Source organism: Micromonospora sp. WMMD754, from assembly GCF_049315235.1.
In the GTDB taxonomy this organism is placed as follows: Bacteria; Actinomycetota; Actinomycetes; order Mycobacteriales; family Micromonosporaceae; genus Micromonospora; species Micromonospora sediminicola.
This window is the reverse complement of record NZ_CP186058.1, coordinates 3741148-3767689: the sequence shown is the minus strand read 5'-3', so window position 1 is coordinate 3767689 and position 26542 is coordinate 3741148. Positions and strand designations below refer to the sequence as shown.

The following is a 26542-nucleotide window of genomic DNA, read 5'->3' as shown; positions in this document are numbered from 1 at the left end:
GCCTCACCGGCGGCGGCGCCGGCGGCGGTCGCCGGGCGCGACCTCGGGCACCGGACGGGGCGGCTCGGGCAGCACGACGCCCTGCCGGGCGGCCATCTCCTCGACCAGGACCCGCAGCCGCCGCACGTCCGCCTTCAGCTCCTCCTGCTCGGCGTGCTCGAACGCGTCGTCGTCGACGATCAGCCGGCTGGCGAAGTGCGCGGTGATCAGCGGGATCACCAGCAGCACCATGGTGGAGATGAGCAGCGCGGCCAGGACCCGGCCGCCGAACGTGGTCGGGGAGATGTCGCCGTACCCGACGGTCGACGCGGTCACCACCGCCCACCAGACCGAGTCCGGGGCGCTCTTGTGCTCGAAGTGGCTGTAGAGCACGCCCGCCACCACGATCATCAACAGGTACGACGTGATCAGCGTGCGCGGCGAGTTGGCGAACCAGACCAGGCCCCGGTAGATCCAGCGGAACGGCAGCAGGAGGTCCATGGCGTCATGCTGCCCGGTGCCGGCAAGCGCCGCATTCCCATCGCCCGGTGTCGCTGTGCCAGGCTGCCGGGGTGACCGATGTGATCTTCCGGGAGGCCACCCGGGCCGACCTGCCGGCCGTGCTCGCCCTGCTCGCCGACGACGTGCTGGGCCGCGACCGCGACCTGCCCGAGGTGGACGCCGCCTACGAGAGGGCCTTCGCCGACCTCGACGCCGACCCCCGTAACCACCTGGTCGTCGCCGAGGTCGACGGCGAGCCGGCCGGCTGTTTCCAGCTCACGTACATCCCCGGGCTGGGCCGGCACGGCGCGGAACGGTGCCTGATCGAGTCCGTGCGGGTCCGCTCCGACCTGCGCGGCCGGGGGCTGGGCCGGGCCATGATGCGCTGGGCGATCGACCAGGCTCGGGCGCGCGGCTGCGCGTTGGTGCAGCTCACCACCGACAAGCGGCGCGCCGACGCGCACCGGTTCTATCGCGGCCTCGGCTTCGTCGCCAGCCACGAGGGCATGAAGCTGGCGCTCTGACCCGCCCGGCCGGACGGATCAGTCGACCACCAGCCGGCCGTCGCGCAGCGTGAGGGTCCGGTCGGCCATCTCGATCAGCGCCGGGTCGTGCGTGGCGACCAGCGCGGTCATGCCCCGGGCGTGTACCACGGCCCGGAGCAGGTCCATGATCGAGCGGCCGGTCTCGGAGTCGAGCTGGCCGGTGGGCTCGTCGGCGATGAGCAGGTCCGGCTCGTTGGCCAGTGCCCGGGCGACCGCCACCCGCTGCTGCTGCCCGCCGGACAGCTCGTACGGGCGCTGCGCGGCGTGCCCGCCCAGCCCGACCAGCTCCAGCAGCACCGCCACCCGCTGCTCCCGCTCGGCCGCCGGCACCTTGGCCAGCCGCAGCGGCACCCCGACGTTCTCGGCCGCGGACAGGATCGGCACCAGCCCGAACGTCTGGAAGACGAAGCCGACGGTGCCCCGGCGCAGCGCCAGCAGCTCCTTCTCCCCGGCGGCGGTGACCTCGTGCCCGGCCACCTCGATCCGCCCGGCGTCCGGCCGGTCCAGGCCGCCGATCAGGTTCAGCAGCGTGGTCTTGCCGGCCCCGGAGCGGCCGCGCACCGCGACCAGCTCGCCGCGCCCGGCGGTGAACGACACGTCCCGCACGGCGTGCACCGCGTGCTCGCCCCGGCCGAAGGTGCGACTCACCCCCTCGACCCGCACCACGTCCTCGACGCTCGTCGCCGGTAGCACCACGGTCCGCTCGGTCATCACTCACTCTCCTCGGCGTGCGTCCGGTCGCCGGGCCGCACCTCGACGTGGTCGGGCTCCAGGTTGAGCCGGACCCGGTCCCGCAGCGACAGCGCCTCCACGAACGGCGCCGGCAACTGCATCCGGCCGGTCCGGTCGAGCACCGCGTACTCCTCGCTGACCAGCTCGGTGCCGCCGTCGGCGGTGGCCCGCGCGGTCCGGCGTACCTCGGAGGCGGTCCGCCCGTCGCGGATGGCGACGGTCCGGCGGACCTGCCCGGCCACGGCGTGGTCGTGGGTGACCACCACGATGGTCACCCCCAGCTCGGCGTTGATGGTGCGCAGCGCGGCGAACACCTCCGCGCCGGTGGCCTCGTCCAGCTCGCCGGTCGGCTCGTCGGCGAAGAGGATCTCCGGGTCGTTGGCCACCGCCACGGCCACCGCGCACCGCTGCTGCTCGCCGCCGCTCATCTGACCTGGTCGACGGTCCGCGCAGTAGCCGACCCCGACCAGGTCGAGCAGCCGGCGTGCCCGCTCCCGCCGCTCCCGCCGGCCGCCGTGCCGCCCGGCCAGCTTCATCGGCAGTTCCACGTTCTCCACCGCGCTCAGGTACGGCAGCAGGTTGCGGCCGGTCTGCTGCCAGATGAAGCCGACCATCTCCCGCCGGTACGCCAGCCGCTTCTTGTGTGACAGCGCGAGCAGGTCGTAGTCGGCGACCCGGGCGATGCCGGCGGTCGGCGTGTCCAACCCGGACAGGATGTTCAGCAGGGTGGACTTGCCGGAGCCGGAGGCGCCGACGATCGCGACCAGCTCACCCCGGTCGATGACCAGGTCGAGTCCCTGCAGGGCGACGACCTCCACGCCCTCGGTCTTGAAGATGCGGACCAGGCCGTCGCAGACGATGTGCCCGCGCAGGCGGTCCTCTCCGCCGGCTCGCTCGGCCGCCCGGCGGGCGGCCTGCCGCTGGAGCGCGGCCAGGTCCGGCACCGCCGCGGTGCTCGCGGTAGTGGTCATCAGCTCTCCTCTCCGAGCCGGAGCGCCTCGCCGAGGCGCGTCCGACGGTTGTTCAGGGCCTCGACGACGATCGCGAAGCCGAGGGCGACCGCACCGAGCACGACGACGCCGACGACCAGGCGTGGTTCGAACGCCACCTCGACGGGTGCGCCGCCGGTGAAGGCGGACAGGCCGAGCACCGGATTGAGCAGGAGCGGCAGCAGCGCCCCGACCACCGCGCCGGTGACCACCGCCACGCCGACCAACGGACCCAGCTCCACCAGCAGCAGCCCACGCGACTGGCCCCGGGACAGGCCCAGCGTGCGCAGCTGGGACAGCGCCTGCCCCCGGGCGCGGGCGCCGGCCAGCACCACGAACGCGACGGCCAGCAGGCCCAACGCCGTCCCGACGACGGCGCCGGCGGTGAAGCCGAAGCCGAGGACCGCGTTCACCCCGCCCTCGCCGACCTGCCGACGCGCCTGCGTCCAGGTGGTCACCTCGACGTCGAGCGGTTGTTCCCGTCCGACGATCGTCCCGCCCCGCGCGAAGCGGCGCTGCCCCTCGTTGCCGACCCGGCGCAGCTCCGACACGTCGAGCCGGTCGCCGGCCACCAGGAAGCCGGTCGGCGTCACGTCGGTCGTCCGGCGGGGCAGCTGCTGCCAGGGCAGGACGACGAACCGGGTCGTCTCGCCGCGCAGCAGCGGGAAGCTGTCCGCCCGCGCGGCCACCCGGAACTCGTACCGCTGCCCCTGCACACCGACGAAGGCGGAGCCGTCGCGGCCGGCGGCGGCCAGATCCGCCGCGACCGCCGGCGACACGACCGCCGGCAGCGGTCCCGCGTCGCCGCTGCCGAGCAGCGCGTCCGGCACCCCGACCGGCACGTCGGCGTCCCGGACCAGGGCGTCCAGCTCCGGCCCGTTCACCAGCAGCACGCTCACCTCACCGACCCGCAGGTCGGTGCCGTCCTCGTCGGTGGCGAGCCGCTGGCCCGCCTCCTGCAGGATCGGGGAGGCCCGCCGTACGCCCGGCAGCCGCGCCAGCTCCGCACCGGTGTCCGGGGCGAGCCGCTCACCCCGGATCAGCCCGTCCGCCGGCACCTGCCGCGCGGCCACCCGGTCCCGGCTCGCCTCCACCCCGGCGGCGACCACACCGCAGAACGCGGCGCTGGCGACCGCCAGCACCACGACCACCAGCGGTGTGGTGACCACGGCGCGGGCGCCGCGCGCGGAGCCGAGGAAGGCGACGCTGCCCCGGGTCCGGGCGGCCAGTCGGCCGAGCAGTCGCAGCGGCCACGGGTACAGCCGGATCGTCAGCACCGCCGCGGCGACCGCGAGCAGCACCGGAACCGACACCAGGAGCGGGTCCACCACGCCGGGTACCAGACCACGCCGGCGCAGCAGCAGCACGCCGATCACGGCGAGCAGCACCAGCCCGGCCTCCATGGTGATCCGTCGTGCCGACGGACGCATCGTCACCAGGTCCCGCCGCTGCGCGACGCCGGTCGGCAGGGCGAGGGTCGCCAGCGGCAGCGCCAGGACGATCAGCAGGGTGGCGGCCACGGCGGCGGCGGGCGCCGACTCCGCGGCCGGGCCGGGCGCGAGGTTCCCGAGCGCGAAGCCGGCGCCGGCTGCCGGCAGCAGCACCAGCAACGACTCGGACAGACTGCGCCGGGCTCCGACGAGGGCGGTGCCGCCGCGCGCCCGCAGCAGGGTGAACTCGGTACGCCGGCGGCGTACGGTCAGCCCGGCCGCCAGGATCACCAGGCCGGCCAGCGCACCCAGCGCGCCGGTGGCGGACACCGCGAGGACCGTACGGACGGACGCCACCTGGTCCTGGAACTGCCGCAGCGGGATGTCGAGTCCCTGGGTGAACGCGCGGCCCTGGGCCTGCCGGCCCATCCGGTCGACGTCGCCGATGAGCCGGTCCGCGTCCACCGCGTGGATCCCGCTCGCGCCCATCCGGTAGCGCCAGGCGAACCGCAGGCCCCACCCGTCGGCGGAGAGCCGGTCCAGCGTCGCCGGGTCGACCACGCCGAGCGCGACGAAGGGTTCCGCGTCGCCGGTCGGCTCGATGACGCGAAGTGCCTGGGGCAGCCCGTCCCAGAACCCCCCGGCGCGGTCGCGGGGCTCGAAGACGCCCACCACCAGCGCCCGGACCGGATCCGGGGCGCCCTCGGGGGTCGCCGACTGGGGCCCGGCGAGGGTGAGTGTGCTGCCGACCCGCAGGTTCAGCTTGCCGGCCACCTCGGCGGCCAGCGCGACCTCCACCGGGTCCTCGGCGGTCGCCGCCGGGTCCGGCCAGCGCCCGCCGGTCAGGCGGCCCGCCTCGGCGACGCCCGGCATGCTCCGCAGGCTCAGATCGACCAGGAGGTTCCGCGCGGCGAGGTCCGGCCCGGTCAGCCGGCCCGGATCGGTCTCCGCGGTGAACCACCGCCGGTCGACCAGCGCCCGCACCGGCGGCGGCATCTCGTCCTGCAGCCGCGGCAGGTCGGCCGCGAACGCCTCCATCAGGGACGTGCCGTTACCCGCGTTGAAGATCGTGTCGGTCGCGTACGTCACGTCGCGGACGGTGGCCGGCTGGCTCCGCAGGAAACTCTGCAGGCCCACCTCGGTGCGTCCGTTCACCAACCGCGGCACGCCGGCGATCAGCGCCAACGTGACCGCCGCCAGGGCGGCGAGCAACAGGAACTGTCCGCCGTACGCACGGACCCGGCGGACGACCGCGCCGATGCTCATCGGGCCTCCTCCGCGTCGCGGGCCGCCCTGCTCCAACCGGTCACTGGTCTCCCCCGATTCGCAGCTGTGCCGCCGCCACCCGCTGCCGGATGCCGAAGGCGATGAACGCGCTGAAGGCCAGCGCCGCCAGCAGGAGGCCCGCCGCGGTGAGCCCGACCGGCAGCCACGGCAGGACGAAGGCCGCCTCGGGCACCGGCCGGGTGGCCGACGGGGTGAGGATGACCAGCGGGGCCATCGTCACGCCGACACCGGCCCCGAGCAGCAGCCCGACGCCCACCCCGATGCCCGCCAGGAAGGTCTGCTCGGCCAGCAGCGCCCGGGCCAGCAGGCGGGGCGTGGCGCCGAGCGTGTGCAGTACGGCGAACTCGCCCAGGCGACGCCGGGCGGTGGCCCACACGTCCACGAGCAGCCCGACGAGCGCCAGCAGCACCGCGCCCAGCGCCGCGACGAGCAACCCCGTGCGGGCCCCCTGCCAGTACGGATCGGCCGCGGCCCGTTCCGCCGTCTGCCGGCGATCGAGCACGGTCACGTCGGCCAGTTCGCCGGCGGCCTGCCGGGTGCCCTCGTCGGCGCCGAGCCACCACTCCTGCACCGGCCGCACGGCGCCGCTCTCGCGGATCAGCCAGTCGGTCGCCGCCGGCATGTCCAGCAGCACGCCCTCGCCGGTGGCCGACGGCACGGCGTCCACCTCGCCGGCCACGGTCACCGGCAGCGACACCCCCGACAACGAGAGGGTGACCGTCTCCCCGGGGCGCAGGCTGAGCGCCTCGCGCACCCCGGGGGTCAACAGCGCGGGAACCGGACGGGCCTCACCCGTCGGCACCACGGCGAAGCGTGAGGACTCCTGGTACGCGAACTGCCCGCCGGCCACCAGCACGACGTCGTTCTCGACGGTGAGGCCGGTAGCCGTGGCGTCGACCCTGGTCCTCGGGCCGGCCGCCGCCCCGATCGCCTTCCAGTCGGCGCCCAGGGACAGCGGCCGGGCCGTGCCGGCGGCGTCGACCACGCGCAGGTCGTTCACCCCGAGTCGGTACGCGGTCCCGGCCACGTCCCCGCCGTCGACCTCGAAACCGGCGAGCCGCAGCTCACCGGCGGCGGGGAGCGGGATGCGGAACGGCACCCGTCGACCCGACTCGTCCCCGGTGCCCACCGGCAGCCGCAGGGCGAGTCCGTCCGCGCGGGTCACGAGCAGCCAGACCTGCACCCGCTGGGGGGCGACCGCGTCGCGTACCCAGGTGCGGACGGAGCCGGTGATCGACCGGGCGTCCTCGGGCAGCACGACGCCGGCAGCCGGGCCGCGCGACCGGACCATCCGGTCGAACAACGCCGGCACCGGCTCGGTGACCAGCCGGTCGTCCAGGCGCACCACGCCCGCGGCGCCCGCCGCGTCGAGGCTGACCACCGTGGCGGGCAGGTCCGCCCGGCCGACCCGGATCTCGTCCCGCCACCCGGGAAGGGCCGCCCGCACGCCCGGCAGCGCCGCGACCTCCGCCGGCCGACCGGGCGGAGCGACCCCGCCGCGCTCGGTCAGCCGCAGATCGGCGCCGACCACGTGGTCGGCCTGGTCGACCTGGGAACGCTCGCCGGTGGCCACCAGCGACCAGGCCAGTGTGCTGCCGCCGACCGCGAGGGCGAGCAGCAGCACCGGACCGGCGTGCGGGCGGCGGCCCGCCTGCCACATGCCCAGGATCGTCGCGGTCCACAGCCGGCGGTCGACGAACCGTTCGGCGAAGCGGGTCGCGGGTGGCAGCAGCCGCAGCGCCACCACGGCGCCGGCCAGGACGCCGAGTGTCGGCGCGGCGACCAGCAGCGGATCCATGCCCAGTCGTCCGGCCGCGCCCGAGATCGGCGAGGAGTACTGCCGCAGCTGGGTCCAGGCGAGCACCGCGAAGCCCACCAGCACCAGATCCAGACTGGCCCGCTGCACGGCGGCGGACCGGGTGGGCCGCGACCGGGCCGCCATGTCCGCGACGTAGGTGCCGGTGCTCCGCAGCGTCGGGGCGACCATCGCGACCAGGCATCCGGCCCCGGTCAGCGCGGCCGCCAGCCAGAGCGCCGTGAGGCCGCCGTCGGCGGACGCGCCGACCCGCTGCAGGGCGGCGTCGGCGACCAACGGGCCGACCACGGCCGCCGGCAGCACGACGAGCGCCGCCTCCCGGGCCGCGAAGCCGGCCAACTGGTGTCGGGCGGCGCCACGGGCCCGGAGCAGGGCGGTCTGGTTGCGCCGGTCGGCGTGCAGGAGCGCGGCCACCAGGATCAAGGCGTACCCGCCGAGCACCACGATCAGCAGGACCGGCGTGGCCAGCGAGGACCGGCCCACCAGGTCGGCGCCGGCCGCCCGCCCGAGCAGCCGGTCCATCGCGGTGACGACCTGGGCGGAGTCGCCGAGCCCGGCCGCCGCCGGCACTCCGGTGACGGCCGCCGGTAGCGCGTCCCGGACGTCCAGCAGCCGGCCCTGTCCGGCCACCGCGGGGAGGTCGGGCCGCACCACCCACCACGCGGACACCAGGCTCGGAAAGGTCCTGGTGAAGTCCGCCGGGTCCAGCACGAACGGGCCGTACGAGGTGTCCGAGGCCGGGGCACTGCCGGCGCCGACACCGGGCGCCAACTGCCAGTAGGCCTCCGTGGCGTCGCGGGGCCGCCAGGTGCCGACGAGCACCACCTCGCCGGCCCGGTCGGTGCTCCGGTCGAGCATCGGCACCCGGTCACCGACGGCCATGCCGAGCGCGCCGGCGACCTTCTCCGGCAGCGTGACCTGGAGCGGGCGGGCGCCGGCCGCCGGCCAGGCCCCGGCGGTCAGCTCGGCGTGCGCCGCGAGGTCGTCGAGGGTGGCCAGGTTGGCGAAGACGAGATCGTCGTCCTGGGGCCTCGGCCCGAGATCGCCGGTGAGTTGCCGCCCCGAGCCGTACCGGGCCCCGTACACGTCGACCCGGGCGCCACCGAAACCGTCGGCGAAGCCGTCACGGACCTTCCGGTCGCGCTCCGCCGCCTCCGCGGCGTCGCGTCCGGCGGGACCGGTCAGCAGCAGGCTGCGCTCCTCCAGCGGGGCGCCGTTGAGCAACGCCTGCTGGCCGGCCTCGACCGCCCTGCGGTTGTACTCGGTGAGACCGGCCACCAGGGCGATCGCGACCAGCGCCGCGGCGATCGCGGCGACCAGCAGCCCCCGCGCCGCCCTGGCCCGCCTCCATACCAGTCTCATCCGACCCCTCCCGTGGCCCCCGACGGGCCGATGACCAGGAAGAGCGGTGAAGGGCCGGAAAAGGTTCGCGCCCGTTACATGATCGTTACCCCTGCCACCTCCGCCCACCCCACCCGTCGTGCGGTCGGGTCCGGTCAGTCGGTGACGAGCGTGGCGATGTCGTCCCCGGCGCGGAGCCGGTCGATCAGGTCGAGCACGGCCCGCGGCCCGCCGTGCGCAATTACCCACCGGTGGACCCGGCAGGCGGCCCGGGCGTACACCTGCTCGTCCGCCCCGGCGGCCCGCAACCAGGCGTCCAGCGTCTCCGGCAGCGGCCCCGGCGAGGCGTCGCGGCAGCGGTCCGGCTCGGTGGGCGGCAACAGGTAGCGCCGGTCGTCGGCGACGAGGACGGCGAGACCCTCGTCGAACCACTGGGGAACGTCGCCGGCGCGGGCGCCGAGCCGTACGTGCAACTCGACGTGCGACAGTTCGTGCGCGGCGATCACCGGGTCGATGCCGCGGGGCGAGAGCATCAGCGCCTGGTCGAGGATGGCGATCCCCCGCTCGCCACCGCCACCGATCCGCTCGTAGCAACCGGGGGTGAAGCAGGCGAGCACCGTCGGGTCGCTCCGGCGCCCCCGGTAGAAGTCGTCGACCCGCCGGGTCGCCGCGTCGTACACGTCGACGAGCCGCTGCCGGTCGGCGTCCGACCGGCCGGGTTCGACATAGAGGCGGTCCCGCACCGGCACCATCCCGTAGCAGCGGGGGCAGGTGGTCGCGGCGACCGAGGGGTAGGCCCGGACCAGCACCGCGCCCGCGACGAGCAGCAGGACGACCACCCCGGCCAGGGCCCAGGGCCAGCGTCGCCGTCGTCGGCCCGGCGCTCCCGTTTTCACGGCTCTCATCGGCGGCCTCCCTCGTCGACGGGCGGCTCAGGGGCGCGGGCGGTCGCGGTCCTTGGAGGGTTGGACCCGTTTCGGCTCGCCGGGCATCTTGGGGTATTCCGGAGGGTAGGGCAGGTCGCCGAGGCCGTCGGCGGCGTCCCGCTCGGCCCACTCCAGCAGCGGGGTGATGTCCCACGGCGCGTCGTCGATGCCGGCGTGCGGGTCGCCCCGCTCGGCGAACCGGGCCGGCACGGTGCCCAGGTGGAAGTCGTCCGGGTCGACCTCGGGCAGCTCGTCCCACTCGACCGGGGTGGAGACGGTGGCGCGGGCGTTGGCCCGCAGCGAGTACGCGCAGGCGATGGTGCGGTCGCGGGCGGTCTGGTTGAAGTCGACGAAGACGCGCCGGCCCCGCTCCTCCTTCCACCAGGCGGTGGTGACCAGCTCGGGCCGGCGTCGTTCCAGCTCGCGGGCCAGCGCGATGGTGGCCCGGCGCACCTCCACGAACGTCCAGCGCGGCTGGATGCGCAGGTAGACGTGCACGCCCCGACCACCGGAGGTCTTCGGCCAGCCGGGCACCCCCAGCTCGTCGAGCAGCCCGCGCAGTTCCCCGGCGGCGGTCACCGCGTCGGCGAAGTCGGTGCCGGGCTGCGGGTCGAGGTCGACGCGCAGCTCGTCCGGCCGGTCGGTGTCGGCGGCGCGCACCGGCCACGGGTGGAACACGACCGTGCCCATCTGCGCTGCCCAGGCGACGTGCGCGAGGTCGGCCGGGCAGAGCTCGTCGGCCTTCCGGCCGCTGGGGAAGCTGATCTCCGCGGTGCGGATCCACGGGGGTACGCCACGCGTGGGCACCCGCTTCTGGAAGAACATCTCCCCCTCGATGCCCTCGGGGAAGCGCTGGAGCGTGGTCGGCCGGTCCCGCAGGGCGCGGCTGATCCCGTCGCCCACCGCCAGGTAGTAGCGGAAGACGTCGGCCTTGGTGAAGCCACGCTGGGGAAAGATCACCCGGTCGGGGCTGCTGAGCCGGACGGTGTGCCCGGCGACCTCGATCTCCTCGACCGCACTCCTGCCCGCCATCCCGCGACCATATGCGATGGCACCGACAGCCGACGTACCGTTGACGGGTGAGTCTTTCCGACAACGAACTGCCCCGCACCGAGGACGAGTGGCGCGTCCGCCTGAGCCCGGAGGAGTTCCGGGTGCTCCGGGAGGCCGGCACCGAGGCGCCCTGGACCGGCGAGTACGTCGACACCAAGACCCCCGGCGTCTACCACTGCCGGGCCTGCGGGCTGGAGCTGTTCCGCAGCCAGGACAAGTTCGACTCGCACTGCGGCTGGCCGAGCTTCGACGACGCCATCCCGGGTGCGGTCAAGGAGATCCCCGACAACACGCTCGGCATGCGGCGCACGGAGATCCGCTGCGCCCGGTGCGACAGTCACCTGGGGCACGTCTTCGAGGGTGAGGGCTTCACCCCGAAGGACACCCGGCACTGCGTCAACTCGATCTCGGTGCGGTTGGAGCCGACCGGCGGCTGACCGCGCTCAGAGCCGCAGCAGGCCGCCGGCCTCGTCCACCTGGTCGGCGGCCTCGTCGTCGAGCCAGACGCCACCGGTGGCGAGGTAGCGGAAGCGGTACTCCCCCGGGCCGAGCCGCACGGTCACGGTCCGGGTGCCGTCGCGGCGCGGCACCAGCTCGTGCCGGCCCGGCTCCCACCCGTTGAAGCAGCCGACCACGCTGACGGTGCCGGCCGGGGCGTCCCGCGGGAGGGAGAAGGTCACCCGGGTCTGGTTGCCGAAGAGCTTGTTGCGCTTGATCACGGATCCTCCGGATTTGCAGCGGTCACCACTGTCAACGCACGACACGCCGGGAGCGACTCGCCGTCGGGCCGGACCAGGTTCGCCCGTTCCGGTTGCCCTGGTGTGTCGATCACGCGACCCTGGGGTGACAGGTCCGTTTTCGGGGGGTTTCGCATGGCTACCTGTGAAGTTTGCGGCAACGACTACTGGATGGCGTTCGAGGTGCGCACGGTCGACGGGTCCCGGCACACGTTCGACTGCTTCGAGTGCGCGGTGCACAAGATGGCGCCGGTGTGCGAGCACTGCCAGATCAAGATCGTCGGGCACGGCGTCGAGGTCTCCGGCCGCTTCTTCTGCTGCGCCCACTGCGCGCGGGCGGTCGAGGGCGACCAGGGCGCCGAGATCCGCGACGCGGTCGGCGCCCGCCCCGCCTAGACGAGCCGTAAGTGAGCAGTAAGGGTCGCCGCCGGTCGGGCCTGGTTAGCATCCGGCCATGCCCGCCACCGGATCGTCGCTGCTGCCACTGACACTGACCGCCGTTCTCGCCCTCGCCGGCTGCGCCGGGGCCGACCGCCCGGCCGCCGAGTCGGCCCCGGCCACCCCGACGTCGGCGCCCACGACACCCGCCGGGACGACCGCCGCGCCCACCGGCTCCGCCGCCGCGCCGGTCCCGGCCGTGCTGGACTTCACGGTACGCACGATCGACGGGAAGCCCTTCGCCGGCAGCGCCCTGGCCGGGAAGCCGGCCGTGCTGTGGTTCTGGGCGGCCTGGTGCGGCCGCTGTCGGGGCGTCGCCGGGGACGTGGCCGCGCTGCGCCGGGACCACGCCGACCGGGTCAACCTCATCGGGGTGGCCGGGCTGGGCAGCGGCGACGAGGCGATGCGACGGTTCGCCGGCGACACCGGCATCGCGGAGTTCCCCAACCTGGCCGACGACGAGGGCGAGGTGTGGCGCCGGTTCGGTGTCCGCAGCCAGGAGTGGTACGTGCTGCTGGACTCCGCCGGCCGGGTGACGCACTCCGGCGCGCTGTCCCAGGCGGAGCTGCGCCGTCGCGTCGCCGGGCTGACCTGACATGCCCGACGCCCCCTACGGCCTGGCCCTGGCCGCCGGCCTGCTCGCCGCGGTGAACCCGTGCGGCTTCGCGCTGCTGCCCGCGTACCTGTCGGTGCTGGTGTCGGGCGAGGGCCCGGCGGCCGCCCGGGGGCCGCTCGCGCCGGTGGGCCGGGCGCTGGCCCTGACCGCCGCGATGACCGTCGGCTTCGTCGCGGTCTTCGGCACGTTCGGCCTGCTCGCCGGCCCGGCCGCGGACGCGGTGGCGCGTCGCCTGCCCTGGGTGTCGGTGCTGATCGGGGTGGCGCTGGTGGCGGCCGGCGTCTGGCTGTTCACGGGCCGACAACTGCCGGCGTTCACCCCGCGTCCGGCGGCCGGTCCCGCGGTACGGGCCCGGTTCGGCTCGATGGCCCTCTTCGGCGCGGCGTACGCGGTCGCGTCGCTCGGGTGCACGATCGGCCCGTTCCTGGCCGTGGTGGTCGCCGGTTTCCGGGCCGGCAGTCCGCTCGCCGGCATGGGCCTCTTCGTGGCGTACGCCCTGGGCATGGGGTTGGCGGTCGGCGCCGCCGCGCTCGCCGTGGCGCTGGCCCGGGAGTCGCTGGTCCGGCGCACCCGCCGCGCCGCGCCGCTGCTCGGCCGGCTCGCCGGCGTGCTGCTCGTGCTCACCGGCGGCTACGTGGCCTGGTACGGCTGGTACGAGGTGCGCCTGTTCGCCGGCGGCGGCGCGGACGACCCGGTGATCGCCGCGGCCGGCCGGGTGCAGGGTTGGGTGAGCGACGGGTTGGCCCGCCTCGGACCGTGGGGGGTGGCCACCGTGGTCGCCGCCCTGGTGGCGGTGGGCGTGGTCGGCACGGTGGCCCGCCGCGTCGGCGCCGCCCGCTCCGCCGGGGTCGCCGCGCCGACGCGGCCCGACGTCGAGTCCACCGCCGAGGTGGACGCGACCTAACATCGCGGGATGGCGCCGTCCGTCGACTCACACGTCGCGGCGTTCACCGAACTGGACGCCCGCACCTTCCACGACCTGCTCCGGCTGCGCATCGACGTGTTCGTGGTCGAGCAGTCCTGCCCCTACCCGGAACTCGACGGCCGGGACGTCGAGCCCGGCACCCGCCACCTCTGGCTGACCCGCGACGGCGCCGTGCTGGCGTACCTGCGGATCCTGGCCGACCCCGACGGCGTGGCCCGGATCGGGCGGGTGGTGGTGGCGCCGGCCGCCCGCGGCGCGGGCCTGGCCGGCGCGCTGATGACCGGGGCGCTGGCCGAGGTGGGCGAGCGGCCGTGCGTGCTGGAGGCGCAGACGCACCTGGTGGCGTTCTACGCCGGGCACGGCTTCGCGGTCGACGGCCCCGGCTACGTGGAGGACGGCATCCCGCACACCCCGATGCGCCGGAATCCCAACTAATTGACGTCTGTCGCTTCATGTGGCACCGTGCGGACGGAGCCGCCACGCGGGAGAGGGCAACTCCCGACAGTCCGGGCGTCGGGCACCGACATCCCCACCACCCCGGAGGCTTCACATGTCCACTCCGTACCGCCGTCGCGTCCCGCTCGCGGCGGCGATCCTCGGCGTCTGCGCGGTCGTCGCGGCGCTGCTCACCACCGCGTTCTCCGGCCCGGCGTCGGCGCACGGGTCGGTGGTCGACCCGGCGTCGCGCAACTACGGCTGCTGGCAGCGCTGGGGCGGCGACTTCCAGAACCCGGCGATGGCCACCCAGGACCCGATGTGCTGGCAGGCCTGGCAGGCCGACCCGAGCGCCATGTGGAACTGGAACGGCCTGTTCCGCGAGGGCGTCGCCGGCAACCACCAGGGCGCCATCCCGGACGGCCAGCTGTGCAGCGGCGGGCGCACCTCCGCCGGCCGCTACAACGCGCTCGACACGGTCGGCGCCTGGAAGACCACGTCCATCTCCAACAACTTCCGGATCAAGCTGTTCGACCAGGCCAGCCACGGCGCCGACTACATCCGGGTGTACGTGACCAAGCAGGGCTTCAACGCGTTGACCACGCCGCTGCGCTGGAGCGACCTGGAGCAGGTCGGCCAGATCGGCAACACCCCGGCCAGCCAGTGGACCCCGGAGACCTCGGGCGTGTCCATCCAGGTGCCGGCGAACGCGCCGGGCCGCACCGGCCGGCACATCGTCTACACCATCTGGCAGGCCAGCCACCTGGACCAGTCCTACTACCTGTGCAGTGACGTGGACTTCGGCGGTGCCGGCCCGTCGCCGACCAGCACGCCCACCGCGTCGCCCACCTCCTCGCCGACCACCTCGCCGACGGGCGGTCCGACCACGCCGCCGAGCACGCCGAACCCGGCCGGGGGCTGCACCGCGACCTACCAGATCACCGGTCAGTGGGGCGGCGGCTTCCAGGCCGAGGTGAAGGTGACCAACGGCAGCGGGTCGCCGATCCGCGGCTGGTCGGTGAGCTGGAACTACCAGAACGGGCAGCAGGTCAGCTCGGCGTGGAACGCCACGGTGACCACGAGCGGGACCCTGGTCACGGCCCGCAACGTGTCCTACAACGGTGCGCTGGCCCCGGGGGCGAGCACCTCGTTCGGCTTCACCGGCACCACGACCGGCACCAACCCGGTGCCGGGCATCCTCTCCTGCACCACGGCCACCTGACCACCCCGCATCAAGGAAGGGCCCCTTCTTAACACGTCGGTGTTAAGAAGGGGCCCTTCCTCTACCGGAGGCGTTAAAAGGGGGCCCTTCCTTTCACACCAGGCAGGTGACGATGTCGGCGACCGGGCGGCGCCGGCCGGTGTAGAACGGGATCTCCTCGCGGACGTGCCGGCGGGCCCCCGAGGCCCGCAGGTCGCGCATCAGGTCCACGATCCGGTGCAGCTCGTCGGCCTCGAACGCGAGCATCCACTCGTAGTCGCCGAGCGCGAACGACGCGACCGTGTTGGCCCGCACGTCCGGGTAGCCCCGGGCCATCTTGCCGTGCTCGGCCAGCAGCTCGCGCCGCTCGGCGTCGGGCAGCAGGTACCACTCGTAGGAGCGGACGAACGGGTAGACGCACAGGTAGGCGCGGGGCTCCTCGTCGGCCAGGAACGCCGGGATGTGGCTCTTGTTGAACTCGGCGGGCCGGTGCAGCGCCATCTGCGACCAGACCGGGGTGAGCGCCCGCCCCAGCGTGGTGCGACGGAACCGCAGGTACGCGTCCTGGAGCGCGTCGCTGGACGACGAGTGCCACCAGATCATCAGGTCCGCGTCGGCGCGCAGGCCGGCCACGTCGTAGGTGCCCCGGATCGTCACGTCCTTGCCGGCCAGCTCCGCGAAGAGCGACTCGACCTCGTCGACGACGTTCTCCCGCAACGAGGGCAGCGGGCTGGTGGCCCGGTACACCGACCACATGGTGTAGCGGATGGTCTCGTTGAGCTCCCGCAGCCGCGCCGCGTTGGTCTGCTCGGTCATGCTGCCGATCCTCCCAGTGCCGTGATGATCTCTTCGGCCGCCGTCTCGCCGGAGCGGACGCAGACCGGGATGCCGACGCCGTCGTAACCGGCGCCGGCCACTGCCAGCGTCGGGTGGGCGGCGCGCAGCGCCGTCCGGACCGCCGCCACCCGGTCGGCGTGCCCCGGGGCGTACTGCGGCAGCGCCCCGCCCCACCGCTGCACGTGCCGGGCCACCGGGGTGGGCAGCGGCGCGCCCAGCACCGCCGACAGTTCCCGGTGCACGGCCGCGGCCAAGTCGTCGTCGGTGAGCTGGAGCGACGTCTCGTCGCCGTAGCGACCCACCGAGGCGCGCACCAGCGCCAGCCCGTCCGGTCGGCGCAGGTGCCCCCACTTGGTGGTGAAGAACGTGGACGCCTTGATCAGCAGGCCCTCGGCGGCCGGCACCAGGAAGCCGGACAGCTCCGGCAGGTCCGGGCCGGGCAGCGCGAGCGTGACCAGGGCGACGCTGGCGTAGTCCAACGCGCCGACGGTGTCCGCCTCGGCCGGCGCCGCGCCGGCGAGCAGCCGGGCGGCCGGTCGGGCCGGCACCGCGAGCAGCACCGCGTCGGCGTCCACCTGTTCGGCGTCGCGGGTCGGCCCGACGGTGAGTTGCCAGCCGGTCGGGGTGCGGCGCAGCTCGCGTACCGCCGCGTCCCGGCGGATCGTCGCCCCGCTCGCCCGCGCCGCGGCCTCGACCAGCGTGCTCAGCCCGCCGGCGAGGGTGCCGAAGACGGGGGCGCCGGGGGCGCGCGGCGCGGCGGCCTGCGCCGCGCGTACCGCACCGACGAGCGTGTGCTCGGCGCGGGCCGCGCGGGCCAGCGCCGGCATGGTGGTGACCAGGGAGAGGTCGTCGGCCCGGCCGGCGTAGACGCCGCCGAGCATCGGGTCGACCAGCCGGTCCACCACCGCGTCGCCGAGCCGCTCGCGGACCAGCGCCCCGACCGCGACGTCCTCGTCCGGCGCCAGCAGCGGGCGGCCCGCGTCGCGGTCGGCGTCCGCCGGCCGCGCCACCGCCGCCACCTTCTCCAGATCCCCGGGTACGCCGACGAGCGTGCCGCCCGGCACCGGGCGCAGCCCGCCGTCGACCAGCAGGGCGGCCTGCCCGACGGTCGGGTGCACGATCGAGGCGTCCAGCCCGAGCCGGCCGGCCAGGGTGACCGCCGCCGACTCGCCGCCGGCCGGGTCCCGCATCAGGAACGACTCGGCCCCGAACTCGACCGGACCACCGGCCAGCTCACCGGTTCGCAGCTTGCCGCCGAGCCGACCGGACTGCTCGTACACGGTGATCTCGGTGCCGGCGGGCGCGCGGTCGCGCAACCGGACGGCGGCGGCCAGCCCGGTGATCCCGCCACCGACGATCGCCACCCGCCACGGTCGCGCCACGGCTCCTCCTAGCGGGCCGGTCGCGCGGACAGCTCGTGCACCAGCGCGACCACCCGGGTCAGCACGTCGGGGTCGGTCTCCGGCAGGACGCCGTGGCCCAGGTTGAACACGTGGCCGGGGGCGGCCCGGCCCTGCTCGACGATGCGCCGCACCTCGGTCTCCACCACCGGCCACGGGGCGAGCAGCACGGTCGGGTCGAGGTTGCCCTGCACCGCCTTGTCCGGCCCGATCCGCTCGGTGGCCACGTCCAGCGGGGTCCGCCAGTCCACGCCGACCACGTCGGCGCCGGCCTCGCCCATGGCGCCGAGCAGCTCGCCGGTGCCCACCCCGAAGTGGATCCGGGGCACGCCGGCATCCGCCAGGCCGCCCAGCACGTACGTCGAGTGCGGCAGCACGAAGCGGCGGTAGTCGGCCTCGGAGAGCGCGCCGGCCCAGGAGTCGAAGAGCTGCACCGCGGAGACGCCGGCGTCGATCTGGACCCGCAGGAACGACAGCGTCACCTCGGCCAGCCGGGCGCAGAGCGCGTGCCACAGGTCCGGGTCGCCGTACATCAGCGCCTTGGTCTTCGCGTGGGTCCGCGACGGCCCGCCCTCGACCAGGTAGCTGGCCAGCGTGAACGGCGCCCCGGCGAAGCCGATCAACGGGGTGTCGCCCAGCTCGACGACGAGCTGCCGGACCGCCTCGTCCACGTAGGACACCTCGTCGCGGCCGATCGGGGAGATCCGTTCGACGTCGGCGGCGGTCCGCACCGGCTCGGCCACCACCGGCCCGGTTCCGGGCACGATGTCCAGGTCGATCCCGGCCGCCGCCACCGGCACCACGATGTCGCTGAACAGGATCGCCGCGTCCACCCCGTGCCGGCGGACCGGCTGGAGCGTGATCTCGGTGACCAGTTCGGGCCGGCGGCACGACTCCAGCATCGGCACGCTGGCCCGGATCTCCCGGTACTCCGGCAACGACCGGCCGGCCTGGCGCATGAACCAGACCGGGGTGTGCGGGCCCGGCTCGCGCCGGCAGGCGCGCACGAAGGGCGAGTCGGCCGGCCCGCCGCGGCGGGGTTCTCCGTCTCGGGCGGCAGTGCCCGTGGTGTCGGTGGTCATCGCGGCAATCGTGCCACGCGCCCCGTCCGCGCCCACGCTCACCATCCGCATTTGTGACGTAGAAGGAAGGGCCCCCGCTTAACGCCTGCGGTAGAGGAAGGGCCCCTTCTTAACCGTCGATCACCCGGCGCGCCGTCACGCGCGGCACGGCGGGGGCGGCATAGGCTGCCCGCATGGCCCCCCCGATCGCGCTCCCGGAAACGTTCGCTCGCGCGGTCGCGGGGCTGCGGTCGGCGACACCCCGCCCGGAGATCGTGCTGGAGGAGGTCGGCGCCCCGCAGCGCTTGGCCCCGTACGCGTTCGCGCTCTCCGCCGCGGTGCTGCGCGACGACGACGAGGTGGCCACCGGCCGGCTGATCCTGCTGCACGACCCGGCCGGGCACGAGGCCTGGCAGGGCACGCTGCGGCTGGTCACCTACGTCACCGCCGAACTGGAGGTCGACCTGGCCAGCGACCCGCTGCTGCCGAGCGTGGGCTGGACCTGGCTGACCGACGCGCTGGACGCGCAGGGCGCCGGCCACCGGGCGATCGGCGGCACGGTCACGCAGACGCTCTCCACCCGGTTCGGCGAGCTGGCCGGGCCGCCCGCCGCCGGCGACATCGAGATCCGCGCCTCCTGGACGCCGCTGCGCGCCGACCTGGCCCCGCACCTGCTCGGCTGGTGCACCCTGCTGGCCTCCACCGCCGGCCTGCCGCCGCCCGGCGTCACGGCGCTGCCCCGCCGCGCCGGCGCCGCCTGACCCGTCGACCACGAGGTCGACGGCGATCCCGGAGATCCAGAACGCCGCCCACCTCGTGATCGACCGGGTGAAGCGCGGTCAGAGGTAGTTCTCGGCCTCGTCGCAGACCTTGTCGAGGCCCTTGTTGGCCGCCTCGAAGCCGGCCTTGTCGCCGCGGGACGCCGCCGTGATCGCGGTGGTCAGCTTGTCCAGGCAGTTGGCGATGACCTTCTTCTGCCGGGCCTGCTCGTCCCGGTCGTTCTTGGTGCCGGTGAGGTCCTGCTCGGTGTCGGCGAGCCGCTCCTGCACCGTCTTCAGCTCACCCTTGAGCTTCTCGATCTCCTGCGAGTTGGCCGCGATCGTGCCGTCGCGCTGGCTGACCTGCCGCTCGGCCTTGTCCAGCTTGCCGTTGGTGGTGACGTAGAGGCCGGTCATCACGCCGCCGAGGACCAGGAGCAGGCCGGCGACGATCCCCAGGATCAGCGCCGTCCGTCCCCGGCCCCCGCCGGCCGGCGCGCCCGCCGGCGGACCGAACCCGGTCGGGGCGTACGGCGGCACGGTGCCGGGCGGCCCGGACATGGGCTGCGGCCCGTACCCGGGTCCGGAGACCGGCGGGGCCGACATCGGCGGGTAACCCGGGCCGGAGACCGGCGGCGCGGACATCGGCTGCGGGCCGTACCCGGGTCCGGAGACCGGCGGCGCCGACATCGGCTGGCCGGGGGCCGGGACCGGGGCGGCGCCCGGCGCGTACTGGCCCGGAGCGGCCTCCGGCGCGTACTGGCCCGGCACGGGCGGCTGGGGTCGGGTCGGGTCGGGCTGGGCCGGCCCGTACGACGGGGGCGTGGCCTGGCCCCCGTACGGGTTGCCGTAGACCGTGCCGCCCGGCGGCGGGGGCGGGTTGTCCCCCGCTCCGATCGGTGGCTGGGACATGTCGTTCCTCCAGATGTGCTGAGCCCCCCGTGGGGCGACCCGGACCGATCGGTCAGCAGAGCTTGAACCGGTCGCAGGCGGTCTTGATCGGCACCGCCAGACCGATGCCCTCGGCGTCGCGGGCCTTGGCCGTGGCGATGCCCACGACCTCCTTGGAGCCGTTGATCACCGGACCGCCGGAGTTGCCGGGGTTGATCGGCGCGTCGAACTGGATCACCGGGCCGGAGCCGCCCTCGTCCTTGCGGAACGCGCTCACCACGCCGGTGGTGACGCTGTCCTGCAGACCCAGCGGGGCGCCGACCACGACGATCTGCTGGCCGGACTTGACCGGCGTCCGCGCCGCGACCAGGCCGCTGAACTTCGCGGTGGTCCGCAGCTGCGCCAGGTCCTTCTCCTTGTCCGTGGCGACGATGGTCGCCTCGAACCGCTGGTCGGTGCGCTCCAGGAACACCTTGCGCTCGCCGGCGGTGAAGACGGCCTCCACCACGTGGAAGTTGGTGAGCAGCGTGGTGCCGCCGCCGGCCGGCGCCTTGCCGACCGCGAACGCGGTGCCGGTGAACTGCCCGGCCCGGACCCGGAACACGCTGGGCAGCACCGCGCTCGCCACCGCCTCCGGGTTGAAGGCGGCGCCGGCCTGCTTCTCCAGGCTTCCGGCGCGCTGCTCCAGCCCGTCCAGCCGGCGGGCGTCGGCCCCCTGCGCCTCGGCCGTCCGCCGGTCGGCGGCGGCGAGGCGGTCGTCGAGCCGGTGGATCTGGTACGCCTGCACGCCGGTGACCACGGCCAGCACGCCGGCCAGGACCAGCGCCACCACCGGCAGCCGGCCGCGCCGGCCGGACCGGTCCGGGTGCGCGACGGGCGGCACGCCGAACCCGCCGGGCGCCTGACCCGGGTACGCCGCATACCCCGGCCCCGACGCCGACTGCCCCGGATACGCCGGCGCGGAGGCGGGCTGGCCCGGATACGCCGGGCCCGAGGTCGGCTGCACCGGATACGCCGAACCCGACCCCGACTGCCCCGGATACACCGGGCCTGAGGTCGGCTGCCCCGGATAGGCCGGGGCCGACGTCGGCTGAGCCGAGTGGGCCGGGCCTGACGACGGCCCGCCCGCGAAGACCGGCCCCGACGTCGGCTGCCCCGGGTAGGAGGGCCCGAAGGCCGGCTGGGTCGACGAGGAGGACCCCGGGCTCGGCTGCCCCGGGTAGGAGGCGCCGGTCGGGTGGGGCGCGGCCGGGGTCGGTTGGACCGGCACGACGGAGGCCGCCGCGCGGGCCGACGGGTGGGCCGGACCCGGGAGGTCGGGCCGGCCGGGATACGTCCCACCGGCGGGCCGGTGACCAGCGTCGTGTCCGGGCTGGCCCGCCGGGTCCGGGTAGGTGGCGCCGGACGCCGGCCGGTATCCGGCGGCCGCGTCCCGGGCCGGATCGGGACCGGCGGTCGCGGGATGCGGGGCCGGAGGTCCGGGGAACGGGGCCGCCGCGCCGGGCGGGGCCATCCGCGGGGGCAGCGGCCCCGGCCGGTCGGCCGTGCCGTCACCGTCCCGCCCCGGCTCGCCGGTTCCGTACCCGCCTGCCATGATCGTCCGTCCTCCCCGTCGGCTCCGCCGACGACCCCCCGACCGCCCGTCCGGCGGCCGTGCGCCGCTCACGGCCCGATGGACCGTACCGGCGGGAACGGGGTTTGTCTCCCCCGTTGTCCGACCCTCTCACGTGCGCGCAAGGCGGCCCGTTCCGGACACCTGACCGACATCCCGCCGACACGCGCCCGACCGGCTGCGCACACCGGATCGTCCGGCCTACTAGGGTTGTCAGGTGACCGACGAACCACCCCTGCGCCGTCGGGCCGCCGAAAGCCGTACGGGAGAGGTGTCCCCACATCCGTCGTCGGCCGTGCCGGAGCCGGCGGACGCGGGGACCGAGACCGACACGGGCGCAGCCGTCCCGCTGACCGCCCCGCGTGAGGGCACGCCCGCCCCGGTGGCCACCCCGGCCGAGCTCGACGAGGTCGTGGCCCGCTTCGCGGCGGGCACCGGCCCGGTGGCCCTGGACGCCGAGCGCGCCTCCGGATACCGCTACAGCCAGCGGGCCTACCTGGTGCAGTTGCGCCGCGAGGGGGCCGGCACCGCGCTGGTCGACCCGCTGCCGCTGCCCGACCTGTCCGCGCTCGACGCGGCCATCGCCGAGGCCGAGTGGGTGTTGCACGCGGCCAGCCAGGACCTCGCCTGCCTGGCCGAGGTGGGGCTGCGCCCGCGTCGGCTGTTCGACACGGAACTGGCCGCCCGGCTGGCCGGGTTCGAGCGGGTCGGCCTGGCCGCGCTGACCGAACAGCTGCTCGGCTTCAGCCTGGAGAAGCACCACTCCGCCGCGGACTGGTCCAGCCGGCCGCTGCCGGAGTCCTGGTTGACGTACGCGGCGTTGGACGTGGAGCTGCTGGTCGACCTGCGCGACGCGCTCGACGAGGAACTGGACCGACAGGGCAAGTCCGGCTGGGCGGCGGAGGAGTTCGCCGCACTGGTGCGGGGCGGCGCCCGCCCGGCCCGGGTCCGCGCCGAACCGTGGCGCCGCACGTCGGGCATCCACCGGGTCCGCGGCGCCCGCGCCCAGGCGCGGGTGCGGTCCCTCTGGTACGCCCGGGACCAGATCGCCGCCCGGCGGGATGCCGCCCCGGGCCGGGTGCTCCCCGACTCGGCCATCGTGGCCGCCGCCGAACTGGACCCGAAGGACGAGAAGACGCTGCTGACGCTCCCCGGCTTCGGCGGGCGGTCGGTGCGCCGGCTGGCGCGTACCTGGTTGGCGGCGTTGGACGACGCACGCCAGCTGCCGGACGACGCGCTGCCGGTGAGCCCGGCGGTCGAGGGCCCGCCCCCGCCGCACCGGTGGGCGGAGCGCGACCCGGTCGCGGCGGGCCGGCTGGCCCGCTGCCGGGAGGTGGTGGTCGGCACCGCGTCGGCGCATCGGCTGCCGGCGGAGAACCTGGTCGCGCCCGACTCGATCCGCCGGTTGGCGTGGCAGCCGCCGGAGGAGATCACCGACGCGACCGTGGCGGAGACGCTGCGGACGTTCGGCGCCCGGGAGTGGCAGCTCGGCCTGCTTCTGCCCGCGCTGACCGAGGCGCTGCGCGTCCCGTCGTCCTGACGTCGCGCCCCCGTGCGGCCCGGCCGGGTGTGGGACGGGCCACACGGGGGGTGGTGACGCGCTTGGTTACTGGCGAGTAGCATCCGGGGAAATGCCAGTGCCGGTCAGGAGGCTCCAAGTGCCCCGTGAAGTTCGGGATGTCGTCTTCGTCGACGGCGTCCGTACCCCGTTCGGCAAGGCGGGTGGGATGTACACCAACACCCGCGCCGACGACCTGGTGATCCGATGCATCCGTGAGCTGATGCGCCGCAACCCGCAGCTGCCGCCGGAGAAGGTGGAGGAGGTGGCCATCGCCGCCACCACCCAGATCGGCGACCAGGGCCTGACCATCGGCCGCACCGCCGCCCTGCTGTCCGGCCTGCCCAAGACCGTGCCCGGCTTCGCCATCGACCGCATGTGCGCCGGCGCGATGACCGCCGTCACCACGGTGGCCGGCGGCATCGCCATGGGCGCCTACGACGTGGCCATCGCCGGCGGCGTCGAGCACATGGGCCGCCACCCGATGGGCGAGGGCGTCGACCCCAACCCGCGGATCGTCGCGGAGAAGCTGGTCGACCCGTCCGCCCTGGTGATGGGCTCCACCGCGGAGAACCTGCACGACCGGGTCCCGCACATCACCAAGGAGCGCACCGACGCGTTCGCGCTCGCCTCCCAGCAGAAGACCGCCAAGGCGTACGCCAACGGCAAGCTCCAGGGCGACCTGGTGCCGGTGGCCGTGCGCGACGCCGAGGGCGGCTGGGGCCTGGCCACCGTGGACGAGGCGCCCCGGGACACCTCGATGGAGAAGCTGGCCGGCCTGAAGACCCCGTTCCGGCCGCACGGCAAGGTCACCGCGGGCAACGCGGCCGGCCTGAACGACGGCGCCACCGCCGCGCTGCTGGTCGCCGAGGAGACCGCCCGCGAGCTGGGCCTGCCGATCGGCATGCGGCTGGTGTCGTACGGCTTCGTCGGCGTGGAGCCGGAGGTGATGGGCGTCGGCCCGATCCCCTCCACCGAGAAGGCGCTGCGCATCGCCGGCCTGAGCATCGACGACATCGGCCTGTTCGAGCTGAACGAGGCGTTCGCGGTGCAGGTGCTCGCGTTCCTCGACCACTTCGGCATCGCCGACGACGACCCGCGGGTCAACCCGTGGGGCGGCGCGATCGCCATCGGCCACCCGCTCGCGTCCTCCGGCGTCCGGCTGATGACCCAGCTCGCCCGGCAGTTCGCCGAGCACCCCGAGGTCCGCTACGGCCTCACCGCCATGTGCATCGGCATCGGCATGGGCGGCACCGTGATCTGGGAGAACCCGAACTGGGAGGGTGGAGACAAGTGAGCCTCGCCGCACCGAACGAGGTCGTCACCAAGGCGCTGCTGCGCGCGGTGAACGTACCGGGACTGGACCGGCCCGCCGCCCTGATCACCCTGGACAACGGGTTCGACCACACCAAGCCGAACAGCTTCGGCCCGGGCGGCCTGACCAGCCTGGACGAGGCGATCACCGCCGCGCTCGCGGCGGAGCCGTCGTTCATCGCGGTCACCGGCAAGCCGTACATCTTCTGTGTCGGCGCGGACATCACCAGCCTCCCCCAGCTGGCGGACCGCGACCAGGCGCTGGAGGTCGGCCGGCTCGGCCACCGGGTCTTCGCCCGGCTCAAGGACAGCGCCGTACCCACCTTCGCGTTCGTCAACGGCGCGGCCATGGGCGGTGGCCTGGAGCTGGCGCTGCACTGCCACTACCGGACGCTGTCCGCGGGCGCGGCGGCCCTGGCGCTGCCCGAGGTCTCGCTCGGCCTGGTGCCCGGCTGGGGCGGCACCCAGCTGCTGCCGAACCTGATCGGCATCCCGGCCGCCACGCAGGTGATCCTGCAGAACCCGCTGATGCAGAACAAGATGCTCAAGCCGAAGCAGGCCGCCGAGATGGGCATCGCGGACGTGCTGCTGGAGCCGGCCGACTTCCTGGAGCGGTCCCTGGAGTGGGCCGCCGGCGTGGTCCGGGGCGAGGTCACCGTCACCCGGCCCGAGGTCGACAAGGACATGTGGGCGGGCGTGCTCTACTTCGCCCGGCAGACCCTCGACCAGCGGCTGCACGGCGCGGTCCCGGCCGCGTACAAGGCGCTGGACCTGCTGGAGACCGCGAAGGACGCCGACTTCGCCACCGGCACCGCCGCCGAGGACGAGGCCCTCGCCGACCTGGTCTTCTCCGAGGAGCTGCGCAGCGGCCTGTACGCCTTCGACCTGGTGCAACGGCGGGCCAAGCGCCCGGCGGGCGCGCCGGACAAGGGCCTGGCCCGGCCGGTCACCAAGGTGGGCATCGTCGGCGCCGGCCTGATGGCCAGCCAGCTCGCGCTGCTGTTCGCCCGGCGGCTCCAGGTGCCGGTCGTGCTGACCGACCTGGACCAGTCCCGGGTGGACAAGGGCGTCGGCTACGTGCACAGCCAGATCGAGAAGGCCGTGAGCAAGGGCCGGATGGACAAGGGCACGGCCGCCAAGCTGTACGGCCTGGTCAGCGGCTCGGTCGACAAGTCGGTGTTCGCCGACGCCGACTTCGTCATCGAGGCCGTGTTCGAGGACCTGGGCGTCAAGAAGCAGGTCTGGGCCGAGCTGGAGAAGATCGTCAAGCCGGAGGCGGTGCTCGCCACCAACACCAGCTCGCTGTCGATCACGGAGATGGCCGCCGAGCTGGAGCACCCGGAGCGGGTCGTCGGCTTCCACTTCTTCAACCCGGTCGCGGTGCTGCCGCTGCTGGAGATCGTCCGCGGCGAGCGGACCGACGACGCCACCCTCGCGACCGCGTTCGCGGTCGGCAAGCAGCTGAAGAAGTCCAGCGTGCTGGTCAAGGACGCCCCGGCGTTCGTGGTCAACCGACTGCTGACCCGCTTCCTCGGCACCGTCTTCGCCGCCGTCGACGCCGGCACCCCGCTGGACGTGGCCAACAGCGCGCTGGACCCGCTGGGTCTGCCGATGCGTCCGCTGGCGCTGCTCCAGCTGGTCGGCCCGGCCGTGGCCTACCACGTGGGCGGCACGCTGCACGCGGCGTTCCCGGACCGGTTCGGCGTCAGCGAGAACCTCAAGCGGATCGCCGACTCGGGCCAGCCGATCGTGGTCGACGACCAGATCAACGACGAGGTCGCGAAGCTGCTCGTGGTCGGCGACCAGCCGCTCACCGCCGAGCAGGTCCGGCAGAACGCGCTCGACGCGCTCGCGCAGGAGATCCGGCTCATGCTCGACGAGGGCGTCGTCGCCGAGGCGCAGGACATCGACCTGTGCATGATCCTCGGCGCCGGCTGGCCGTTCCACCTGGGCGGCGTCACGCCGTACCTGGACCGGACCGGCACCTCCGAGCGGGTGACCGGCAAGCGGTTCCTGCCGCGCGGCGCGGCCAGCCTGCGCTGACCGACCGGAACATCGATCGCGGTGGTCGGGCCGCCCCTCGGGGCGGCTCCGGCCACCGCGATCGGCGTTGCGGGCCCGGTCACGGCTGGGTCCCGGTTTCGTCACACCGGCCTTGGG

The 26542-nt window shown here is 74.9% G+C and carries 24 protein-coding genes; 11 read left to right on the top strand and 13 right to left on the bottom strand.

What is annotated here, in order from left to right; genetic code table 11:
• Positions 1-3: 3 nt before the first annotated feature.
• Positions 4-480 carry a potassium channel family protein gene (locus tag ACN27B_RS18265; RefSeq protein ID WP_099161954.1) on the bottom strand — a complete coding sequence of 159 codons (477 nt, stop codon included), beginning with the start codon at positions 478-480 and terminating at the stop codon, positions 4-6.
• A gap of 71 nt (positions 481-551) precedes the next feature.
• Between ACN27B_RS18265 and ACN27B_RS18260 the strand changes: the two genes are divergently transcribed.
• A complete protein-coding gene (locus tag ACN27B_RS18260) occupies positions 552-1004 on the top strand; it encodes a GNAT family N-acetyltransferase (RefSeq protein WP_099161955.1) in 453 nt (150 codons plus the stop codon).
• Positions 1005-1022: 18 nt separating this feature from the next.
• Here ACN27B_RS18260 and ACN27B_RS18255 read toward each other — a convergent pair whose 3' ends face one another.
• From ACN27B_RS18255 to ligD, 6 genes are all read right to left on the bottom strand, one after another.
• Positions 1023-1736 carry an ABC transporter ATP-binding protein gene (locus ACN27B_RS18255; RefSeq protein ID WP_099161956.1) on the bottom strand — a complete coding sequence of 238 codons (714 nt, stop codon included), beginning with the start codon at positions 1734-1736 and terminating at the stop codon, positions 1023-1025.
• Positions 1736-2728 carry an ABC transporter ATP-binding protein gene (locus tag ACN27B_RS18250; protein ID WP_091579393.1) on the bottom strand — a complete coding sequence of 331 codons (993 nt, stop codon included), beginning with the start codon at positions 2726-2728 and terminating at the stop codon, positions 1736-1738. Before ACN27B_RS18250 ends, ACN27B_RS18255 begins: the two co-directional genes overlap by 1 nt.
• The gene (locus ACN27B_RS18245; RefSeq protein WP_422741070.1) at positions 2728-5442 is read right to left on the bottom strand and encodes an FtsX-like permease family protein; all 2715 of its coding nucleotides are present in this window, start codon (positions 5440-5442) and stop codon (positions 2728-2730) included. The genes ACN27B_RS18250 and ACN27B_RS18245 overlap by 1 nt, the downstream gene beginning before the upstream one ends.
• A 40-nt stretch (positions 5443-5482) precedes the next feature.
• A complete protein-coding gene (locus tag ACN27B_RS18240; RefSeq protein WP_422741069.1) occupies positions 5483-8641 on the bottom strand; it encodes an FtsX-like permease family protein in 3159 nt (1052 codons plus the stop codon).
• A gap of 134 nt (positions 8642-8775) precedes the next feature.
• Positions 8776-9525: a hypothetical protein gene (locus tag ACN27B_RS18235; protein WP_157779105.1), complete on the bottom strand. Its 750-nt coding sequence runs from the start codon at positions 9523-9525 to the stop codon at positions 8776-8778.
• Between the two features lie 27 nt (positions 9526-9552).
• Positions 9553-10578 carry a non-homologous end-joining DNA ligase gene (gene ligD / locus ACN27B_RS18230; RefSeq protein WP_099161960.1) on the bottom strand — a complete coding sequence of 342 codons (1026 nt, stop codon included), beginning with the start codon at positions 10576-10578 and terminating at the stop codon, positions 9553-9555.
• Between the two features lie 47 nt (positions 10579-10625).
• Here ligD and msrB point away from each other — a divergent pair, with 47 nt between their 5' ends.
• On the top strand, positions 10626-11036 hold the full coding sequence (msrB, locus tag ACN27B_RS18225) for a peptide-methionine (R)-S-oxide reductase MsrB (RefSeq protein ID WP_091579416.1): 411 nt from the start codon (positions 10626-10628) through the stop codon (positions 11034-11036).
• Positions 11037-11042: 6 nt separating this feature from the next.
• On the opposite strand, the gene ACN27B_RS18220 is transcribed toward msrB, so the two are convergent.
• Positions 11043-11318, bottom strand: a complete 276-nt coding sequence (locus ACN27B_RS18220; RefSeq protein WP_091579420.1) for an isoamylase early set domain-containing protein — start codon at positions 11316-11318, stop codon at positions 11043-11045.
• Between the two features lie 153 nt (positions 11319-11471).
• Between ACN27B_RS18220 and ACN27B_RS18215 the strand changes: the two genes are divergently transcribed.
• The 5 genes from ACN27B_RS18215 (at position 11472) to ACN27B_RS18195 (ending at position 14972) form a co-directional block, all read left to right on the top strand.
• Entirely contained in the window at positions 11472-11732 is a 261-nt protein-coding gene (locus tag ACN27B_RS18215; protein WP_091579424.1) for a Prokaryotic metallothionein, read from the top strand.
• Positions 11733-11790: 58 nt separating this feature from the next.
• Complete coding sequence (locus tag ACN27B_RS18210) at positions 11791-12369, top strand: TlpA family protein disulfide reductase (RefSeq protein ID WP_099161961.1); 579 nt, start codon at positions 11791-11793, stop codon at positions 12367-12369.
• Between the two features lies 1 nt (position 12370).
• A complete protein-coding gene (locus tag ACN27B_RS18205; RefSeq protein ID WP_422741068.1) occupies positions 12371-13294 on the top strand; it encodes a cytochrome c biogenesis CcdA family protein in 924 nt (307 codons plus the stop codon).
• Positions 13295-13303: 9 nt separating this feature from the next.
• The gene (locus ACN27B_RS18200; protein WP_422741067.1) at positions 13304-13750 is read left to right on the top strand and encodes a GNAT family N-acetyltransferase; all 447 of its coding nucleotides are present in this window, start codon (positions 13304-13306) and stop codon (positions 13748-13750) included.
• Between the two features lie 115 nt (positions 13751-13865).
• Positions 13866-14972: a lytic polysaccharide monooxygenase auxiliary activity family 9 protein gene (locus ACN27B_RS18195; RefSeq protein ID WP_422741066.1), complete on the top strand. Its 1107-nt coding sequence runs from the start codon at positions 13866-13868 to the stop codon at positions 14970-14972.
• Positions 14973-15065: 93 nt separating this feature from the next.
• Here ACN27B_RS18195 and hemQ read toward each other — a convergent pair whose 3' ends face one another.
• Genes hemQ through hemE form a run of 3 tightly spaced genes read right to left on the bottom strand, consistent with a single transcriptional unit; the run spans position 15066 to position 18270 of the window.
• Positions 15066-15767, bottom strand: a complete 702-nt coding sequence (gene hemQ, locus ACN27B_RS18190; protein WP_091579442.1) for a hydrogen peroxide-dependent heme synthase — start codon at positions 15765-15767, stop codon at positions 15066-15068.
• The gene (hemG, locus tag ACN27B_RS18185) at positions 15764-17170 is read right to left on the bottom strand and encodes a protoporphyrinogen oxidase (RefSeq protein WP_422741065.1); all 1407 of its coding nucleotides are present in this window, start codon (positions 17168-17170) and stop codon (positions 15764-15766) included. Before hemG ends, hemQ begins: the two co-directional genes overlap by 4 nt.
• Before the next feature lie 8 nt (positions 17171-17178).
• On the bottom strand, positions 17179-18270 hold the full coding sequence (gene hemE / locus ACN27B_RS18180; RefSeq protein WP_172967827.1) for a uroporphyrinogen decarboxylase: 1092 nt from the start codon (positions 18268-18270) through the stop codon (positions 17179-17181).
• A gap of 173 nt (positions 18271-18443) precedes the next feature.
• Here hemE and ACN27B_RS18175 point away from each other — a divergent pair, with 173 nt between their 5' ends.
• Positions 18444-19010 carry a DUF3000 domain-containing protein gene (locus tag ACN27B_RS18175; protein ID WP_091579455.1) on the top strand — a complete coding sequence of 189 codons (567 nt, stop codon included), beginning with the start codon at positions 18444-18446 and terminating at the stop codon, positions 19008-19010.
• A gap of 78 nt (positions 19011-19088) precedes the next feature.
• Here ACN27B_RS18175 and ACN27B_RS18170 read toward each other — a convergent pair whose 3' ends face one another.
• Positions 19089-19919, bottom strand: a complete 831-nt coding sequence (locus tag ACN27B_RS18170; RefSeq protein ID WP_099161967.1) for a hypothetical protein — start codon at positions 19917-19919, stop codon at positions 19089-19091.
• Between the two features lie 52 nt (positions 19920-19971).
• The gene (locus ACN27B_RS18165; protein WP_422741064.1) at positions 19972-21492 is read right to left on the bottom strand and encodes a trypsin-like peptidase domain-containing protein; all 1521 of its coding nucleotides are present in this window, start codon (positions 21490-21492) and stop codon (positions 19972-19974) included.
• A gap of 235 nt (positions 21493-21727) precedes the next feature.
• Between ACN27B_RS18165 and ACN27B_RS18160 the strand changes: the two genes are divergently transcribed.
• The 3 genes from ACN27B_RS18160 to ACN27B_RS18150 all read left to right on the top strand — a co-directional run bounded on the left by ACN27B_RS18160 (position 21728) and on the right by ACN27B_RS18150 (position 26425).
• On the top strand, positions 21728-23050 hold the full coding sequence (locus tag ACN27B_RS18160) for a ribonuclease D (protein ID WP_099161969.1): 1323 nt from the start codon (positions 21728-21730) through the stop codon (positions 23048-23050).
• A gap of 118 nt (positions 23051-23168) precedes the next feature.
• Complete coding sequence (locus tag ACN27B_RS18155; RefSeq protein ID WP_099161970.1) at positions 23169-24365, top strand: thiolase family protein; 1197 nt, start codon at positions 23169-23171, stop codon at positions 24363-24365.
• Positions 24362-26425 carry a 3-hydroxyacyl-CoA dehydrogenase NAD-binding domain-containing protein gene (locus tag ACN27B_RS18150; protein ID WP_422741063.1) on the top strand — a complete coding sequence of 688 codons (2064 nt, stop codon included), beginning with the start codon at positions 24362-24364 and terminating at the stop codon, positions 26423-26425. The genes ACN27B_RS18155 and ACN27B_RS18150 overlap by 4 nt, the downstream gene beginning before the upstream one ends.
• The last annotated feature ends 117 nt before the right edge of the window (positions 26426-26542 follow it).